The 17,357-nt window shown below is 73.5% G+C and carries 13 protein-coding genes; 11 read left to right on the forward strand and 2 right to left on the reverse strand.

The window, feature by feature from the left end:
- Positions 1–89: 89 nt before the first annotated feature.
- Together AB0L95_RS21985 and AB0L95_RS21990 are read left to right on the forward strand one after the other, a co-directional pair.
- Positions 90–1,121 (forward strand): hydroxyacid dehydrogenase, encoded by a 1,032-nt coding sequence (locus AB0L95_RS21985; RefSeq protein WP_365163744.1) that lies wholly within the window; start codon positions 90–92, stop codon positions 1,119–1,121.
- The gene (locus tag AB0L95_RS21990) at positions 1,118–3,043 is read left to right on the forward strand and encodes a DUF2264 domain-containing protein (RefSeq protein WP_365163680.1); all 1,926 of its coding nucleotides are present in this window, start codon (positions 1,118–1,120) and stop codon (positions 3,041–3,043) included. The genes AB0L95_RS21985 and AB0L95_RS21990 overlap by 4 nt, the downstream gene beginning before the upstream one ends.
- Here the strand turns inward: AB0L95_RS21990 and AB0L95_RS21995 are convergent.
- Both AB0L95_RS21995 and AB0L95_RS22000 read right to left on the reverse strand, forming a co-directional pair.
- Positions 3,028–3,876: a chitosanase gene (locus AB0L95_RS21995; protein WP_365163682.1), complete on the reverse strand. Its 849-nt coding sequence runs from the start codon at positions 3,874–3,876 to the stop codon at positions 3,028–3,030. The genes AB0L95_RS21990 and AB0L95_RS21995 overlap by 16 nt on opposite strands.
- A 137-nt stretch (positions 3,877–4,013) precedes the next feature.
- Positions 4,014–6,836 carry a SpoIIE family protein phosphatase gene (locus AB0L95_RS22000; RefSeq protein WP_365163684.1) on the reverse strand — a complete coding sequence of 941 codons (2,823 nt, stop codon included), beginning with the start codon at positions 6,834–6,836 and terminating at the stop codon, positions 4,014–4,016.
- 313 nt (positions 6,837–7,149) lie between these two features.
- On the opposite strand from AB0L95_RS22000, the gene AB0L95_RS22005 reads away from it, so the two are divergent.
- The 9 genes from AB0L95_RS22005 to hypE all read left to right on the forward strand — a co-directional run bounded on the left by AB0L95_RS22005 (position 7,150) and on the right by hypE (position 17,286).
- Positions 7,150–8,913 (forward strand): enoyl-CoA hydratase-related protein, encoded by a 1,764-nt coding sequence (locus tag AB0L95_RS22005; RefSeq protein WP_365163746.1) that lies wholly within the window; start codon positions 7,150–7,152, stop codon positions 8,911–8,913.
- A gap of 118 nt (positions 8,914–9,031) precedes the next feature.
- Positions 9,032–10,345, forward strand: a complete 1,314-nt coding sequence (locus AB0L95_RS22010; protein ID WP_365163686.1) for a hypothetical protein — start codon at positions 9,032–9,034, stop codon at positions 10,343–10,345.
- Complete coding sequence (locus AB0L95_RS22015) at positions 10,342–10,917, forward strand: hydrogenase maturation protease (protein ID WP_365163689.1); 576 nt, start codon at positions 10,342–10,344, stop codon at positions 10,915–10,917. Before AB0L95_RS22010 ends, AB0L95_RS22015 begins: the two co-directional genes overlap by 4 nt.
- 167 nt (positions 10,918–11,084) lie before the next feature.
- Positions 11,085–11,480, forward strand: a complete 396-nt coding sequence (locus AB0L95_RS22020; protein WP_365163691.1) for a hydrogenase maturation nickel metallochaperone HypA — start codon at positions 11,085–11,087, stop codon at positions 11,478–11,480.
- 3 nt (positions 11,481–11,483) lie between these two features.
- A complete protein-coding gene (gene hypB / locus AB0L95_RS22025) occupies positions 11,484–12,335 on the forward strand; it encodes a hydrogenase nickel incorporation protein HypB (RefSeq protein WP_365163693.1) in 852 nt (283 codons plus the stop codon).
- Complete coding sequence (hypF, locus tag AB0L95_RS22030; RefSeq protein WP_365163696.1) at positions 12,332–14,731, forward strand: carbamoyltransferase HypF; 2,400 nt, start codon at positions 12,332–12,334, stop codon at positions 14,729–14,731. The genes hypB and hypF overlap by 4 nt, the downstream gene beginning before the upstream one ends.
- A 53-nt stretch (positions 14,732–14,784) precedes the next feature.
- A complete protein-coding gene (locus tag AB0L95_RS22035; protein ID WP_365163697.1) occupies positions 14,785–15,093 on the forward strand; it encodes a HypC/HybG/HupF family hydrogenase formation chaperone in 309 nt (102 codons plus the stop codon).
- A complete protein-coding gene (gene hypD / locus AB0L95_RS22040) occupies positions 15,090–16,214 on the forward strand; it encodes a hydrogenase formation protein HypD (RefSeq protein WP_365163699.1) in 1,125 nt (374 codons plus the stop codon). The genes AB0L95_RS22035 and hypD overlap by 4 nt, the downstream gene beginning before the upstream one ends.
- A complete protein-coding gene (hypE, locus tag AB0L95_RS22045; protein ID WP_365163701.1) occupies positions 16,207–17,286 on the forward strand; it encodes a hydrogenase expression/formation protein HypE in 1,080 nt (359 codons plus the stop codon). Before hypD ends, hypE begins: the two co-directional genes overlap by 8 nt.
- Positions 17,287–17,357 lie beyond the last annotated feature (71 nt).

A 17,357-nucleotide genomic window follows, 5' to 3' on the forward strand; every position in this document is an offset into this window, starting at 1 on the left:
GCTCCGCGCCTACTGGTCGCCGGTGCCGTCAAGCAGCCCGGTCCGCCGCACCCGTGAGGAGTTCCCGCCCCGAGATGACCGACTCCCCGATGACCGCCGCCGCGCCGGGCCCCGGCTTCCGCCCCCGTGCCGCCCTCGCCATGTCCGGGGAGGCCGCCGCGGCCGTCCTCGACCCCGCGACCCTCGACGCCCTCGCCGCGATCTGCGACCTCGCCCCGCCGCCCGTCCTCGACGACCTCACCACACCGCGCGCCCGGGCCGTCCTCGCCGACGTCGACCTGCTGGTCACCGGCTGGGGCTGCCCTCCGCTCGACCGGGACGTGCTCGCGGCGGCGCCCCGACTGGGCGCGGTCGTGCACACCGCGGGCAGCGTCCGCGGGCACATCACCGAGGCCTGCTGGGAACGCGGCATCGAAGTGTCCTCCGCGGCCTCCGCCAACGCCGTCCCGGTCGCCGAGTACACCCTCGCGATGATCCTGCTCACCGGCAAGGACATCCTGGAACGCGCCCGCGACTTCCGCGCCACCCGCAGCCGCGACGACTGGCTGCGCACGCCTCGCACCGTCGGCAACCACCGTCGTACCGTGGGCGTTCTGTCCGCGTCGCGCACCGGCCGCCGGGTCATCGAGCTGCTGCGTCCGCACGACGTCGACGTGCTGCTGTACGACCCGTACGTCGCCGGTCCGGACGCGGTCGAACTTGGCGTCGAGCAGGTCGAGTTGGACGAGCTGTTCGCGCGCGCCGACACCGTCAGCGTGCATACGCCGCTGCTGCCCTCGACCCGCCGCCTGGTCGGCCGGCGCCAGATCGACGCGATGCGCCCGGGGGCCGTGCTGATCAACACCTCGCGCGGAGCGGTCGTCGACCAGGACGCGCTGACCGACGCCGCCCTGGCCGGGCGCGTCCGAGCGGTGCTCGATGTGACCGACCCCGAAGTGCTGCCCCCCGGGCACCCGTTGTGGGACTGCGACAGCGTGCTCATCACCCCGCACCTGGCCGGTTCCCAGGGCAACGAGTGGCGTCGGCTGGCCGACCTCGCCCTCGCCGAGACCGCGCGCTGGGCGTCCGGTGCCGGGTTCCTGCACCCCGTACGACGCGAGAGGATGGTGTTCGAGGCATGAACATCCCCTTCGAACTGCCTGCGGAGGACCGGGAGTCGAGCCCGTACACGGGATACACCAGGGCCCACTGGGAGGCCGTGGCGGACGGACTGCTGGCCGCTGCCTGGCGCTGGAGCACACCGGGCCGTGCCCTGCTCGACCTGCCCGGACGGCCCTCACGCTCGGGGGTGCGGTCGGACGGCCTGGAGGGCTACGCCCGTACGTTCCTCGCCGCCGCCTTCCGGGTGGCGGGCGCCGGCGGGAGCGACCCGCACGGCTGGCTGGAGCGGTACGCGGCGGGCCTCGCCGCCGGTACCCGTGCCCCCGGCCGGGACGACGCCGAGTCATGGCCGTTGGCCCTGGACCACGATGTGCAGGGCCAGCCGATGGTGGAGTCCGCGTCGGTCGCCCTCGGACTGCGGCTGACTGCTCCCTGGCTGTGGAAGAACCTCGACGCGGGCGTCCAGGACCGGGCGGAGGAATGGCTGCGCGGCGCGCTGCGCCACAAGCCCGCGCCGAACAACTGGTATCTCTTCCCCTTCACGGTCGCGGGGTTCCTGGAGTCGGCGGGCCGCGGCGACGCGGAGACGGCCGAGGCCCGGCGGCGCGCGCTGGACCTGCTGGAGGGCTGGTACCGCGGCGACGGCTGGTACGCGGACGGCGACGGGCGCGCCTTCGACCACTACAACGGCTGGGCCCTGCATCTGTATCCGGTACTGGACGCCCACCTCGCCGGGGACGGCACACCCTCCGCCGGCCACGGAGCCCGGCTGCGGGAGCATCTGGAGGGCTTCTCGCTGATGTTCGGCGCGGACGGCGCGCCGCTGCACTTCGGCCGCTCGCTGACCTACCGGTTCGCGGCCACGGCGGCCGTCGGCCTGGGCGCGCTGACCGGCCACACGCCACTGTCCCCGGGCACCTCCCGGCGCCTGATCAGCGGCTGTCTGCGCCATTTCCTGGACCGCGGCGCGCTGACCGACGACGGGCTGCTCGCCCTCGGCTGGTACGGCCCCCACGATGCCACCCTCCAGGGCTACTCGGGTCCGGCGTCCCCGTACTGGGCCTCGAAGGCGTTTGTGTCCCTGCTGGCGCCCGGGGACCATCCGCTGTGGACGGCCCGGGAGGAGTCCGCGCCCGCCGAAGGGGCCGACCGGGTCCTTGCCCTGCCCGCGCCGGGGCTGCTCGTGCAGACCACGGGCGCCGACGGGATCGTACGGCTGCACAACCACGGCAGCGATGATGTACGTCCCCACGAGGGCGAGTCGGCGGCCGAGAACGATCCCCACTACGGGCGCCAGGCGTACTCGACCCGAACCGGGCCCACGGCCCCGGGGAACATCGCGGACAACCATCTGTCCGTCGAGGTGGACGGCCGGGGCAGCGTACGGCGCCGTATCCACCCGCTGGGCGCCGGGCACGGGGACGGCTGGGGGTGGGCGGCGTCCTGGCACCGGCCGGTCTTCGCCGCCGGGCCGCCGATGGTGCCGGGCCTGCGCGTGGAGAGCGTGACGGTGGTCCGGGGACGCTACGAACTGCGGGTCCACCGTGTGGTCGGAGCCCCGGACGGGGCCCGCGTCACCCATACGGGCTGGGCCACCGGGCCGGAGGAGCCCGTGGTGTCGGCGCTGCACGGGCTCCACGGCTGGGACGAGGGCCCCGAACCGGTGCCCGCGCCCCAGGGCACGGCCTACACCCGCTGGGCCCGGGTGCCCCGGCTGCGCGGACGGGCCGGGGGCACCTCGGTGCATGTCAGCCTGGCCGTGCTCACGGCCGAGCCCCGGCCCGCGCCGCCGGTGGACGCCGTCGCCGCCGTGGTGGCCGATGACGACGGCGTCGAGGTGACCTGGGCCGGGGACGGTGCACGGTCGCGGGTGGAGTTCCGGCCGTTGACCGTGACCCTGTTGCGCTGGGCGGACTCGGCCCGGGGTCAGCCGATGTGGTAGCTGTCCCCGTAGACCTTCCAGTCGAGCGGCGGGTCGAGGTTCAGATTGCCCTTGCGCAGGAAGACCCGCTGCTCGCTGTCGACCCGGGTCGTGTCGCTGTGGGCCTCCTCCTGCTTCATGGCCCACACCCGCGCGTCGAGGAAGGCGTTGAGGTACGTCACCTCGTTGCCGCCCTGCGCCGGCGGCTTCGCCGAACGCAGGGCGCGCTTGCGGATGTTGCGGAAGCTCGTCGGGTCGTCCCCGTCGCCGTGCATGACGATGGCGTCGTAGTACGTGAACTGCCCGAGCACCCCGAGCCCGTCCGCCTTGCCCTGCTGCACGGCGGGGTTGAAGTACACCCGGTCACGCTCGTCGTTCTGCGCCTGCTGGAACGCCGTGTCCTGCGCGGCCTTGCGCCAGTCCTCGGGGAAGTGCGGATCCAGCCCCTGGTGCGAGTCGCTGCCGTTCACCGCGCGCAGGGCGGGCAGGTACTTGGCGAGGACGTTGCCGGGCTTGCGGTCGGTGTAGAGCTGGACCAGGTCGAGCATGTCGCCGGTGCCGGAGCAGAAGCCGATGATGCCGGCGGTGTAGCCCCGGCCGTCGCCGATGTCCTCGATGTACTTGTACTGGGCCTTCCAGTCGAGGGAGGAGTTCTCCGCGCTGGAGACCAGCTTCATGGCGATCTCCTTCTTCGCCGGGTCGTCGAGCCCCACCGCCTTGGCGGCCGTGGGTGCCGCCGAGGCGTACGGGGAGTTCAGGAGCGGCGCGGCGACCAGGGAGGCGCCGATGAGGGCGAGCACGGTGCGCCGGGACGTATGCGTCGGGCCTGTCGCGTCGGGGGAGCGATGCACCACGGGGACTCCAATGGAGGTGGGGGGTCGGGGGGTGGCTGTACTGATAGGAAGGTTTCCTATCAGAAGCGGGAGATGATGGGTACCCGTCAGGCAAGAGGTTCGTAGAGTCGAACAAGTCCCCGGCGCCGGAGACCGCCTCAGGGCAGCGGCTGTTCCGCCCAGATGACCTTGCCCGTCGGCGCGTAGCGGGTCCCCCAGCGCTCGGCCAGCTGCGCCACGAGGAACAGGCCGCGTCCGCCCTCGTCCGTCATGGCCGCGTAGCGCAGATGGGGCGAGGTGCTGCTGCCGTCGAAGACCTCGCAGATCAGACTGTGTTCCCGCACCATCCGTACGTGGAGCGGCGGACTGCCGTAGCGAATCGCGTTGGTGACCAGCTCGCTCAGGATCAGCTCCGTCGTGAAGTTCAGCTCGTCGAGCCCCCACTCCGCCAGCTGCCGCGTCACCGACGCCCGCACCTCCCCGACGGCCGCCGGATCCATCGGCACGTCCCACTCGGCGATCTGGTCGGCCAGGAGGGCCCGGGTGCGCGCCACGATCAGCGCGACGTCGTCGCTGGACCGGGACGGCGGCCGGGCGTCCAGGACGGCCCGGCAGGTGTCCTCGGGCGACGGTCCCGCGCTCGCCAGCCAGGCGCGCAGCAGCTCCAGTCCGTCGTCGATGTCCCGCTCGCGGTCCTCGACGAGCCCGTCCGTGTAGAGAACGAGCCGGCTGCCCTCCGCGAGCTCCAGATCGGCCGTCTCGAACGGCAGCCCGCCGAGACCGAGCGGCGGACCGGCCGGCACGTCGGGGAAGCCGACCTCGCCGTCGGGCTGGATCAGAGCCGGCGGCGGATGGCCCGCACGGGCGATGGTGCAGCGCCGCGAGGCCGGGTCGTAGATCGCGTACAGACACGTTGCGCCCGTGACGGGGGCGCTCGTGTCCTCGGCCATCTCGTTCTGGTCGATGCGGGCCACCAGTTCGTCCAGCAGACCGAGAAGTTCGTCCGGCGGCAGGTCCAGGGCCGAGAAGTTGTGCACCGCCGTGCGCAGGCGTCCCATCGTGGCCGCCGCGTGCAGGCCGTGGCCCACCACGTCGCCCACCACCAGCGCGACCCGGGCGCCGGACAGCGGCAGCACGTCGAACCAGTCGCCGCCCACCCCGGCCTTCGCCGGAAGATAGCGGTAGGCGACGTCCAGGGCGCCCTGCTCGGGCAGCCTCTGCGGCAGCAGGCTGCGCTGGAGCGTCTCGGCCATGCTGTGTTCGCGCGTGTACCGGCGCGCGTTGTCGATGGCGACCGCGGCACGGGCCACCAGCTCCTCGGCGAGCGCCACGTCCTCCTGGTCGTAGGGCTCCGGCTTCTCGGAGCGCCAGAAGTTGACGAGGCCCAGGGTCAGCGACCCCGCCCGCACGGGAGCGGTGATCAGCGAATGGATCCCGTACGCCACGACCGCTGTGGTGCGCTCGATGTCCTGTGCGAGCCAGCCCGGGGCGTTGCTCAGCCGGGGCTCCAGGATGGCCTTGCCGCTGCACAGGCTCTTCGCCTGCGGAGAGGACGCCACGAACCGGATCCGGTGCCCCAGCGGGTAGAGGGGGGCGCCCTCGCGGATCCCGGTGGACGCGGTACGGCGCAGATCGGACCCCGCCTCCGGCTCCTCGCCCTCCAGCACGGCTTCGAACATATCGACGGTGACGAAGTCGGCGAACCGGGGGACGGCCAGCTCCGCCAGCTCCTCCGCGGTGCGCCGCACGCTCAGGGTCGTCCCTACGGCGCCCCCGGCGTCGTACAGCAGGGTGAGGCGCTCGCGCGCCACCTCCGCCTTGCCGGACAGGGCACGCAGCTCCGTCGAGTCACGGAGGGTGGCCACGCTCCCGGGCGGGCCCCCTCCCTGGTCCGTGGGCCGCTGGTTGATGGCCAGCAGTCGGCCCCGGACCAGCCGTACCTCATCGGTGGCGGTCCGCCCGGAGGCCAGCAGCGCGGCGGTGTCGGCCGGCAGGCCGAGGTCGGTCACATGCCGTCGCTCCGCGCCATCGGGAAGGTCCAGCAACCGCTGCGCCTCGTCATTGCTGAGCAGCAGATTGCCGTCGCCGCTGAGGATGATCACGCCTTCGCGGACCGCGTGCAGCACCGCGTCGTGGTGTTCGTACATCCGGGTCATCTCGCGCGGCCCGAGGCCATGCGTCTGGCGCAGCAACCGCCGGCTGACCAGCGCCGTGCCCGCCGTGGCCGTGGCCAGCCCGGCGGCCGCGGCGGCCAGCACCAGCGGCAGCTGCCGGTCCGCGGCCCCGCCCACGTGTTCCGTCGTGACACCGGCCGACACCAGGCCCACCACTCTGCCGTCCATCGCCTTGACCGGGACGATCGCCTGCACCAGCCGGCCGATGGTGCCGTTGATCTCCTCGACCACGGGATTCCCGGCCAGCGCGGGCTGGAGGTTCCCGACGAACTGCTGGCCGATGCGCTCGCGCACCGGATGGGTGTAGCGGACCCCCTGGTTGTTCATGACGACGATGAAGTCGACCTTGGACGTCGTACGGGCGGCCTCGGCGGCCGGCTGCAGCACGGCCGACGGGTCGGGACTGCTCAGCGCCTCACGGGTACCCGGGGCGTTCGCGAACGTCTCGGCGACGGCGAGGGAACGGTTGCGGGCCTCCTGGGTGGTGTCGTGCCGCACTTGAAGGAGCAGCGCGGCCACCGCGGTCAGCACCAGCAGCAGCACGATGATCACATGCAGCAGGAACACCTGTCCGGCGACGCTGCGCCCGGTCAACGCCGAGCGCAGCGCCGCGAGGGCTCCCGGACGCCGTCGGCCCGTCTCCCGCTCCTGCCCGGCGGGCGGCGGGGACGGTGTCTGCGGCCCGTCTGCGGTCTGCCGGGCATCCGGAGCGGACACCAGGTCGGCGCGGCTCTGCGCGTCCGGGGGACGCGGACCGCTCGGACGACGGGACGACCGGAGACCGGTTCGACCCAGAAGTCGGACCATGTTGCCATGTCTACACTCCCCGGCGGCGGGAGGCGAGAGATCACCCGCGCTGGTCGTGCGTTCCTCGGCGCGCGAGGCGGCCCGGACGGTGGCACCGGCCCCTTCCGCCGGCCCCATCCGCCGGCCCCTTCGACCTGGCCCGCCCGCCTGATCCGTCCCGCCGGGAGGAGACGGCCGCTGTCACCGCCGAGTGGCGGCGCCACGCCCACTTTCGAGTGACTTCGCAGCCAGTCGGCGAAACCCCGGGACGGCCGTGCACGACCATCGCAGTCGGCCGGGCAACCCCGCCCGCACCGTCCGCCGGGAGTCCGCCGTGCACATCCTCCTCGTGGCCACCGCGTTCAACAGCCTCACTCAGCGTGTCCACGCCGAGCTGCGCGACCGGGGCCACACGGTGGCGGTGGAACTCGCCCTGCCGGGCGTTCCCCTGGCGGACACCGTACGGCGGCACGCGCCGCACCTCGTACTGGCGCCGATGCTGAGGACGGCGATCCCCCGGGAGGTGTGGACCGCGTACCCGAGCCTCATCGTCCACCCGGGCCCCCTCGGAGACCGTGGGCCGTCCTCCCTGGACTGGGCGATCACGGAGGGTGCCACACGGTGGGGCGTGACGGTCCTTCAGGCGGAGGAGGAGATGGACTCGGGCGCCGTCTGGGCGTCCGTGGCATGCCCCGTACCGCCGGTGTCCAAGAGCGATCTGTACCGGGGCGAGATCGCCGACGCGGCCCTCGCGGCCGTCCTGCTGGCCGTGGAGCGCTTCGCCTCCGGGACCTACGTCCCCCTCGCCCAGCGCGTTGCGCGAAGCCGCCCGTACCTCGACCAGAGCGTCCGCCGGATCGACTGGGCCGCCGATCCGACACCGGTCGTCGTCCGCAAGCTGCGGGCCGCCGACTCCCAGCCCGGCGTGCTCGACGTGCTGCTCGGCGAGGAGTGGTACCTGCACGGCGGTCACCCCGCGGAGGGCCTGCGCGGAATCCCCGGGGAACTGCTCGCCACCAGGGCCGGAGCGATCTGCCGGGCGACCGCGGACGGCGCAGTGTGGATTCCCGAACTGCGCCGGCGGCGCGTGCCGGGACAGCCGCGCCCGATCAAGCTCCCCGCCGTACAGGCCCTCGGCGACCGGCTGCCCCCGCTGCCCGAGCTGCCCGTGGCCCCGGACGCCGCATGGCCCGCCTGGACCGACATCCGCTACCGCGAGGAGGGCGGCGTCGGCTTCCTCGCGTTCGCCTTTCCCGGCGGCGCGATGAGCACCGCCCAGTGCCTGCGGCTCCTCGCCGCCTACCGGGACGCGTGCGCGCGCCCCACCTCGGTGCTGGTGCTGGGCGGCCAGCGGGACTTCTTCTCCAACGGCATCCATCTGGGCGTCATCGAGGCCGCCGACGACCCCGCGGCCGAGTCCTGGGCGAACATCAACGCCATCGACGACCTGGTCGAGGCGGTCCTCGCCACCACGGACCGGCTGGTCGTCGCCGCGCTCGGCGGCAACGCCGCGGCGGGCGGCGTGATGCTCGCCCTCGCGGCCGACGAGGTCTGGTGCCGGGCCGGCTGCGTCCTCAACCCGCACTACCGGCTGATGGGCCTGTACGGCTCCGAGTACTGGACCTACACGCTGCCCCGTCGCGTCGGCGCCACGGTGGCCGACCGGCTTCTGGACGAGGCCCTGCCGATGAGCGCCGCGCGGGCCCGGGGCCTCGGACTCGTCGACCGGGTGGTCGAGTGCGGACCGCAGGACTTCGCGGCGGAGACCAGCCGACTGGCCGCCCGGCTGGCCACACTGCCGGGAACACGGTCCCGGATCGCGGCGAAGAAGGCGAAGCTGGAGTTCCAGCAGAGCAAGGAGCCGCCGGCCGCATTCAGGGAACGGGAACTTGCCCGGATGCACCGGACCTTCCATGATCCGGACGCGCCCTACCACGCGCTGCGACGCGCGTTCGCCCGCAAGGAGACACCGTCGTGCACGCCTCCGCATCTCACCGTCGTCCCGACCGCCCGGACGGCGGCGGAACCGGCCCGGTGCGGGGACCCGGACGCCACCACGGCCCCCGAGGACGCCGCCGTACGACGGTGGCACGACTGATGGCGGGACGCCCGACGGTCCGGAGCGGACCGCCCCTCGCCCGCCGCCGCCCCCACACCGAGGACCACCGCCTCCGCGCCGCGTTCCGCGGCCCGCCCACGCCCGAAAGGACCGCCCCGTGAGCGTGACCGTGTTCGCCCCGGAGACGGAGGCACGCTTCGCCCTTGCCCGGCGGGTGGCCGACACCGTCCTCTTCGAGGGCTGTGCGCTCCACCCCTACCGCGGCTCCGCCGCCGAGCACCGGCTGCGCCGACAGTTCGGGGTGCTGGTACCGCCCGCCTGGGGTGCCGACCGCGAGGAGGAGTACGACTTCCAGCACACCGAGTGCCTGATGGAACCCGGCGCGGACGCCGCCCTGGCGGTCGAGCTGCGGTTCCTGCGCGCCCGGCGCCGTACGGTCCAGCAGGCCCGGGCCGACGGCACGTTCACCACGGTTGCCGAACTCCGGCTGGGGGAGCGCGTCCTCGCTCCCCTGGACGAGGGAACCGTGGAGCGCGTCGAAGCGGTCGTGACCCCGGCCGAGCTCGTCGAGGGCGACGGGGTCACGCTCGCCTTCGTCCGCCCGGCGGAGGAGGAGAGCGAGCCGGTCCTCGACGAGGACGGCCGGGCCGTGGGCCGCCTGGTACGCCGGTACGAGGAGATCCACGGCACCCTGCGGCTGTCGGCACGTCGACTCGACGGTCCCTTCCGGGTCATGCGGCTGACCGCCGTCGTCGAGAACACCAGCCCCTGGGCCCCCGCGGACGACGAGGCCGCCGACCGGGGCTCGGCGCTGCCCCGCTCCCTGATGGCCACCCACCTCCTGCTGGGACTGAGCGCCGGGTCCTTCCTGTCGATGACGGAACCCCCCGAATGGGCGAAGGACGCGATTGCCTCCTGCCGCAATCTGCACACCTGGCCCGTCCTCGCCGGCGAACCCGGGCGCGCGGACGTGGTGCTGTCCTCGCCGGTCATCCTCGGGGACCATCCGGCCGTCCCCCCGGAACACCCCGGACCCGACGGCCCCGGCTCGCCCTACGCGCCCGTGGCCGCCGACGGGCCCCTCACCCCGGGCGCCGTGCGCGCGGTGACGGGGGCGGCGTCCGCCGGAGGATTCCCCGACGAGTACGGGGTCGTGCACCCAGACACCCGGCGTGCCCCGGCGGTCGAGGCGGACGTCGCCCCGGCCCCTGACGAGGCCGTCGTGGACGGCCGCCCGGTGCGCGCCGGAAGCCGGGTGCGACTGCGCCCCGGACTGCGGCGCACCGACGCGCAGGATCTGTTCCTGCGCGGCCGTGTCGCGACCGTCGAGTCCGTGCTGCATGACGTGGACGGCTCGGTGCATCTCGCGGTGACGGTGGAGGGCGACCCGGGCGCCGACATCCGGCGGGCGCAGGGCAGCTTTCTCTACTTCCGGACCGACGAGGTGACCCCCGTGGAGGACGCGACATGAGCCCTGGCGGCGACATCGGCAAGGTCCTGGTGGCCGGCATCGGGAACGTCTTTCTCGGGGACGACGGTTTCGGCGTGGAGACCGTCCACGCGCTGAGCGGCCGTCGACTGCCCGCGCAGGTCGAGGTCCTGGACATCGGGGTGCGCGGAGTGCACCTCGCCTACCAGGTCCTCGACGGCTACGACACGCTGGTGCTGGTGGACGCCACCGCGCGCGGCGGGGACCCCGGCACGCTGTACGTGATCGAGCACGACCAGGGCGCGGCGGACGGTGTGCCGAGCGCGCCGATGGACGGCCACCGGATGACCCCCGACGCCGTCCTCGCCCTGCTCGGCACGCTCTGCGCCGGAACGGGCGGGCAGCCGCCTCGGCGCACGGTGGTGGTGGGGTGCGAGCCCGTCTGTGTGGAGGAGCGCATCGGCCTCAGCCCGGCGGTGTCGGACGCCGTGCCCCGGGCCGTCCAGCTGATCGAAGAGCTGCTGCGGCCCGACGCGACGGCCGACCCCGCACCCGAGGCCCAGGCGGACGGAGCCGCCGCGCGCGAGGCCCTCGTGGACGACGCCGCACACTGAGCCGAGATGCCCCCGCCCCGGCCGTTGCGGCGAACGGCGGACCCGCCCGGCGGCCCCGGCGTGCCGGTCACCGAGCCGATGCTGCCTCACCTCTAATGGACGTCGGCGGGCCGCGCACGCCCCGTCCCACGGGGCCGCTCCCCGGCCTCCCGCCGGGACGGAGACCCATGCACGAGATGTCGATCGCGCTGGCGGTGATCGGCCAGGTGGAAGAGGCGGCCGAGCGGGCCGGTGACGTCACGGCGGTGCACGAGGTCCGACTCCAGGTGGGCGAGCTGGCCGGTGTCGTCCCCGACGCCCTGTCCTTCTGCTTCGAACTGGCCTGCGCCGGGACCGTGCTCGAAGGCGCCGAACTGGTCACCGACTTCGTGCCCGGACGTGCCCGCTGCGCACCGTGCGCACACGAGTGGGCCGTCGGCATGCCCCCGCTGCTGAGCTGCCCGCGCTGCGACGCGGGCACCACCGATCTGCTGTCCGGCCGTGAACTGCAGATCGTCGGTGTGCGGTGGGAGGACGGCCGCCCGCCCGAACCCACCCGCGAACCGATCCCCGAGGAGTGCTGAACCATGTGCCGTGTGGTCGACCTGCACCAGGCCGTACTCGCCAAGAACGACCGGGCCGCGGACACCCTGCGCGCCGAACTCACGGCCCGTGGCACCACTGTCGTCAACCTGCTCTCCAGCCCCGGCAGCGGCAAGACAGCCCTCCTGGAACGCGAACTGGTCGAGGCCCGGGACCGCGCGGTGCCGGTCGCGGCACTCACCGCCGACCTCGCCACCGAGAACGACGCGGCACGGCTCGCGCGTTCGGGGGTCCCGGTCAAGCAGGTCCTCACCGACGGTCTGTGCCATCTGGAGGCAGGGATGCTCGCGGGCCATCTGGAGGGGTGGCTGCCCGACCCCGTGCGGCTGCTGTTCGTGGAGAACGTCGGCAATCTCGTCTGTCCGGCCTCCTACGACCTGGGGGAGACGCTGCGGGTCGTGCTCGCCTCCGTGACCGAGGGCGAGGACAAGCCCCTCAAGTACCCCACTGCCTTCGGACTGGCCCACCTGGTGGTGGTCACCAAGACGGACATCGCCGAGGCGGTCGGCTTCGACGAGGAGACGTTCCGCGCGAACGTGGAGCGGGTCAATCCAGGGGTGGAGGTGCTGCTGACCTCGGCCCGCCGGGAGGCGGGGGTCGGTCTCCTGCTCGACCGCGCCCTGGCGGCCGCGGCCGGTACCCCCGTCCACACGCCCGTGATGGCCCGTGAGCCGCATCAGCACAGCCACGACCACACAGATGATGCCCACGCCGACCACACCCACGAGCACAGCGACCACACGGGCGCCCGTGCCGACCACACCCACCACCGGACCGGCGACGGCGCTCAGGACCACACGAACGGCACCGCCGCGATGGCGCAGCCCCGCTCGTGAGCGGCCCGCCCCCGACGACCACCGCGGTCCGTACGCGGCTGCGTCGAAGGGTCACCGTCCACGGCGTGGTGCAGGGCGTCGGCTTCCGGCCCTACGTCCACGCCAGCGCCACCGCCCTGAACCTGTCCGGGTATGTGACCAACACCCCCGAGGGCGTCGTCGTGGAGATCGAGGGCGACCCGGTGGCCGTCGCCCGGTTCTGCGACCGCATCGCCGAGGACGCGCCACCGCTGGCCCGGGTGGACCGCGTCCACCACCAGGACATGCCTGTCGCGGGTGACACCGCCTTCGCCATCCGTGCCTCCCGGACCGACGGCCCCGCGCGGACGCTGATCCCGGTGGACACGGCGACCTGCGCCGCGTGCCTCGGTGAACTCGCCGACCCCGGCGACCGGCGCCACCGGCACCCCTTCATCACCTGCACTCACTGCGGCCCACGGTTCACGATCGTCACCGGTCTGCCCTACGACCGGGACCAGACCACCATGGCCGGGTTCCCGATGTGCGCCGACTGCGCCCGCGAGTACTCCGATCCGGCCGACCGCCGCTTCCACGCCCAGCCCATCGCCTGCCCGGCCTGCGGGCCGCGGCTGCGGCTGCTCGTCGGCCGCGCGGACGCCGGCGGCCCGCCGGGCCCGGAACCGCAGGGGGACCCGGTCGCCGGGGCCCGGCGGCTCCTGGCGCGCGGCGCCGTCCTGGCGGTCAAGGGGCTGGGCGGCTATCACCTCGCCTGCGACGCCACCGATCCCGCGGCCGTCGACCGGTTGCGGTACCGCAAGGCCCGAGGGGACAAGCCGTTCGCGGTCATGGCCGCCGGCGTCGAGGACATCGAGCCCCTCGTCCGGCTCGCTCCCGAGGAGCGCGCCCTGCTCACCGACGCCACCCGGCCCATCGTGCTGCTGCGCCGCCGCACCGACGGCGCCATCGCGCCCGGTGCCCTCCGCCCGGCCGAGGGCGTCGCGCCCGGCAGCCCCGACCTCGGCGTCATGCTGCCGTACACCCCCGTGCACCACCTGCTGCTCGGCCTGCCCGGCGACCCCGAGGGACCCCGGCTGCTCGTCATGACCAGCGGCAATGTCTCCGGCGAACCCATCGTCACCGACGACGCCGAGGCGCTGGAGCGGCTGGCCCACCTCGCCGACGCCTGGCTCACCCACGACCGGCCGATCCATGTGCCGTGCGACGACTCCGTGGTGCGCGTGTGCGACGGACAGCCGCTTCTCGTGCGCCGTGCCCGGGGATACGCGCCGCTGCCGCTGACCCTTCCGGTCGAGGTGCGTCCGGCCCTCGCCGTCGGCGGAGACCTCAAGAACACGCTCTGCCTCGGCGCGGGCCGACTGGCGTGGCTGTCCGCCCACATCGGCGACATGGACGACCTCGCCACCCAGTGGGCCTTCGAACGCGCTGTGGCACAACTGGAGTCCATCACCCCGGTACGGCCGCGGCTGCTGGCCGCCGACCGGCATCCCGGCTACCGCTGCGCCGGATGGGCCCTGCGCAATGCGGCGGGCCGTCCCGTCGTGCGGGTTCAGCACCATCACGCCCATGTCGCCGCAGCGATGGCCGAGCACGGACTCGACGGCGGCAGGCCGGTGCTCGGCGTCGCCTTCGACGGCACCGGCTACGGCGACGACGGGGCGGTGTGGGGCGGGGAGTTCCTGCTCGCCGACTACGACGGGTTCCTCCGGTTCGGGCATCTGGCGTACGCGCCGCTGCCCGGGGGCGACGCCGCGGTGCACCGGCCGTACCGCATGGCCCTCGCGCATCTGCGCCGGGCGGGCATCGACTGGTCCGCCGGCCTGCCCTGCGCGCACGCCTGCCCGGAGGGCGAACGCCGAGTGCTGGAGCGGCAGTTGGAGCGGAACCTGAACTGCGTCCCCACCTCCAGCATGGGCCGGCTCTTCGACGCCGTGTCGTCCCTCGCGGGTGTCCGTCACCGGTCACGGTACGAGGCCCAGGCCGCCGTGGAGCTGGAGGCCGCCGCGCTGCGAGCCCCCGCCGGGGACAGCGCGGCCTACGTCTTCGCCATCGGGTCCCCGGGGCCGGACGGCGGCCCGGTGCGGGCGGATCCGGCGCCGGTGATCACGGCGATCGTCGACGACCTGCGCGCGGCAGTGCCCGCGGAGCTGATCGCGGCCCGCTTCCACCGGGCCGTCGCCGCCCTCGTCCACGCCATGTGCGTACGGGCTCGGGAGCGGCACGGAGTGGACACGGTCGCCCTCACCGGCGGTGTGTTCCTCAACTCCCTGCTCTCCTCGGCCTGCGCACGGGACCTGAGCGCGGACGGCTTCACCGTGCTGCGCCACCACCTGGTGCCCCCGGGCGACGGCGGTCTGGCGCTCGGCCAGCTCGTGGTGGCCGCCCGCACGGGGGAGCGGCCCACGGTCCCCGACTGACCGACCGTCCCGGCAGCGCCGGGCGACGCACCATCCACAGCGAGGAGAGGCCCATGTGCCTTGCGGTACCCGGCAGAGTGCTGGACATCGAGGAACGCGACGGCACCCGGATGGCCGCCGTCGACTTCGGCGGTGTCGTCAAGGAGGTGTGCCTGGAGTACCTGCCCGACATCCAGGTCGGCGAGTACGCCATCGTCCACGTCGGCTTCGCCCTGCAGCGCCTCGACGAGGAGTCGGCCAAGCAGACGCTCGAACTGTTCGAAACCCTCGGCATGTTGCAGGAGGAGTTCGGCGACCCCTGGGAAAAGGCGGCGGAGGCGGACGGAACGCTCCCGCCCGGACGCGAGGAGGCGCGTCAGTGAAGTACATCGACGAATTCCAGGACCCGGATCTGGCACGCCGGCTCCTCGACGAGATCCACGCCACGGTGACCAGGCCCTGGGCCCTGATGGAGGTCTGCGGCGGCCAGACCCACTCCATCATCCGCCATGGCATCGACCAACTGCTGCCCGCGGAAGTGGAACTGATCCACGGCCCGGGCTGCCCCGTGTGTGTGACCCCGCTGGAGGTCATCGACAAGGCGCTGGAGATCGCCTCCCGCCCCGGGGTGATCTTCTGTTCCTTCGGCGACATGCTCCGGGTGCCCGGCACCGGCCGTGATCTGTTCCAGGTGAAGGGGGCGGGCGGGGACGTCAGGGTCGTCTACTCCCCGCTCGACGCGCTGCGCGTCGCCCAGCAGAACCCGGACCGGGAGGTGGTGTTCTTCGGTATCGGCTTCGAGACCACCGCGCCCCCCAACGCGATGACGGTCCATCAGGCCCGCAAGCTCGGCATCCGGAACTTCAGCATGCTGGTGTCGCATGTACGGGTGCCCCCCGCGATCGAGGCGATCATGCGGTCGCCGAGCTGCCGCGTCCAGGGCTTTCTGGCCGCGGGGCATGTGTGCAGCGTGATGGGCGTCGACGAGTACCCGGACCTGGCGGAGCGCTTCCGGGTCCCGATCGTGGTCACCGGATTCGAACCCCTGGACATCCTCGAAGGGGTACGCCGCACCGTGGCCCAGCTCGAACGGGGCGAGCATCGAGTCGACAACGCCTACCCCCGTGCCGTCCGGTCCGAGGGCAACCCGGCCGCCAAGGCCATGCTGGAGGACGTCTTCGAGGTCGCCGACCGCGCCTGGCGCGGCATCGGCGTGATCCCCGACAGCGGCTGGCGGCTGTCCCCCAAGTACCGCGACCACGACGCCGAGCACCGCTTCGCGGTGGAGGGCATCCGGACCCTCGAACCCGCCGAGTGCCGCAGCGGAGAGGTCCTGCAGGGCCTGCTCAAGCCGCACGAGTGCGAGGTGTTCGGCACCCTGTGCACCCCGCGCACCCCGCTCGGAGCCACGATGGTCTCCAACGAGGGCGCCTGCGCCGCGTACTACCTCTACCGGCGCCTGGACCTGACCCCCGCGGCCCGGGAGGCGACCCCCGTTGTCTGACAGCACCGATCTGCGCATGCCGTCCGTGGACCCGGCGGCCTGGACCTGCCCCGCCCCGCTGCACGACCGGTCCCGCGTCGTCATGGGCCACGGCGGCGGCGGGGCGCTCTCCGCCGAGCTGGTCCGGGACGTCTTCGCGCCCGCCTACGGAGGAGACGCGCTGGCGCAGCTCGGCGATGCCGCCGCGCTGTCGCTGGGGGGACTGCGACTGGCGTTCTCCACCGACTCCTTCGTGGTGCGGCCGCTGTTCTTCCCCGGCGGCAGCATCGGCGACCTCGCGGTCAACGGCACCGTCAACGACCTCGCCATGAGCGGTGCCCGGGCGTCGTACCTCTCCTGCGGATTCATCCTGGAGGAGGGCGTCGAACTGGAGACGGTCGCCCGGGTCGCCGACGCGCTGGGCGCGGCGGCGCGGATCGCCGGGGTCGAGGTGGCGACGGGCGACACCAAGGTGGTGGAGGCCGGCCACGGCGACGGCATCTTCATCAACACGGCCGGTATCGGGCTGATCCCGGCGGGCGTCGATCTGCGGCCGCAGCGGGTAGTCCCCGGCGACGTCGTGATCGTCAGCGGCCCTATCGGTGTCCACGGTGTGGCGATCATGAGTGTCCGTGAGGGCCTGGAGTTCGGCGTGGAGATCGAGAGCGACTGCGCGGCGCTGGGCGGACTGGTGGACGCCATGCTCGCCGTCACCCCGGACCTGCATGTGCTGCGGGATCCCACCAGGGGAGGGCTGGGGGCCGTACTGAACGAGATCGCGGTCGCCTCGGGGACCGGCGTCGTCATCACCGAGCGCGAGGTCCCGGTCCCGCCGGCCGTCGCCAACGCCTGCGCCGTGCTGGGCCTCGACCCGATGTACGTGGCCAACGAGGGCAAGCTCGTGGCGTTCGTACCGCGGCAGCACGCCGACGCCGTCGTGGACGCGATGCGGGCGCATCCGCTGGGCGCCGAGGCCAGGGTCATCGGCGAGACGGTGGCGGAGCACCCGGGCATGGTCGTGGCCCGCACCGGCCTCGGCGGCACCCGCGTGGTCGACCTGCCGATCGGGGAGCAACTGCCCAGGATCTGCTGACCCGTTCGGTCCGGACGCCGCGCGGCGGCGGCCCGCCTCCCACGGTGGACGCGACGACCCCCGTCGTACGG

Source organism: Streptomyces sp. NPDC052036 (assembly GCF_040680495.1).
In the GTDB taxonomy this organism is placed as follows: Bacteria; Actinomycetota; Actinomycetes; order Streptomycetales; family Streptomycetaceae; genus Streptomyces.

Excerpts from the sequence above, each read along its gene's own strand:
- AB0L95_RS21990 (WP_365163680.1), top strand. The coding sequence starts at position 1,118 with ATGAACATCCCCTTCGAACTGCCTGCGGAGGACCGGGAGTCGAGCCCG.
- AB0L95_RS22000 (WP_365163684.1), bottom strand. The coding sequence starts at position 6,836 with ATGGTCCGACTTCTGGGTCGAACCGGTCTCCGGTCGTCCCGTCGTCCG.
- AB0L95_RS22035 (WP_365163697.1), top strand. The coding sequence starts at position 14,785 with ATGTGCCTTGCGGTACCCGGCAGAGTGCTGGACATCGAGGAACGCGAC.
- AB0L95_RS22015 (WP_365163689.1), top strand. The coding sequence starts at position 10,342 with ATGAGCCCTGGCGGCGACATCGGCAAGGTCCTGGTGGCCGGCATCGGG.
- AB0L95_RS22020 (WP_365163691.1), top strand. The coding sequence starts at position 11,085 with ATGCACGAGATGTCGATCGCGCTGGCGGTGATCGGCCAGGTGGAAGAG.
- hypB (WP_365163693.1), top strand. The coding sequence starts at position 11,484 with ATGTGCCGTGTGGTCGACCTGCACCAGGCCGTACTCGCCAAGAACGAC.
- AB0L95_RS21985 (WP_365163744.1), top strand. The coding sequence starts at position 90 with ATGACCGCCGCCGCGCCGGGCCCCGGCTTCCGCCCCCGTGCCGCCCTC.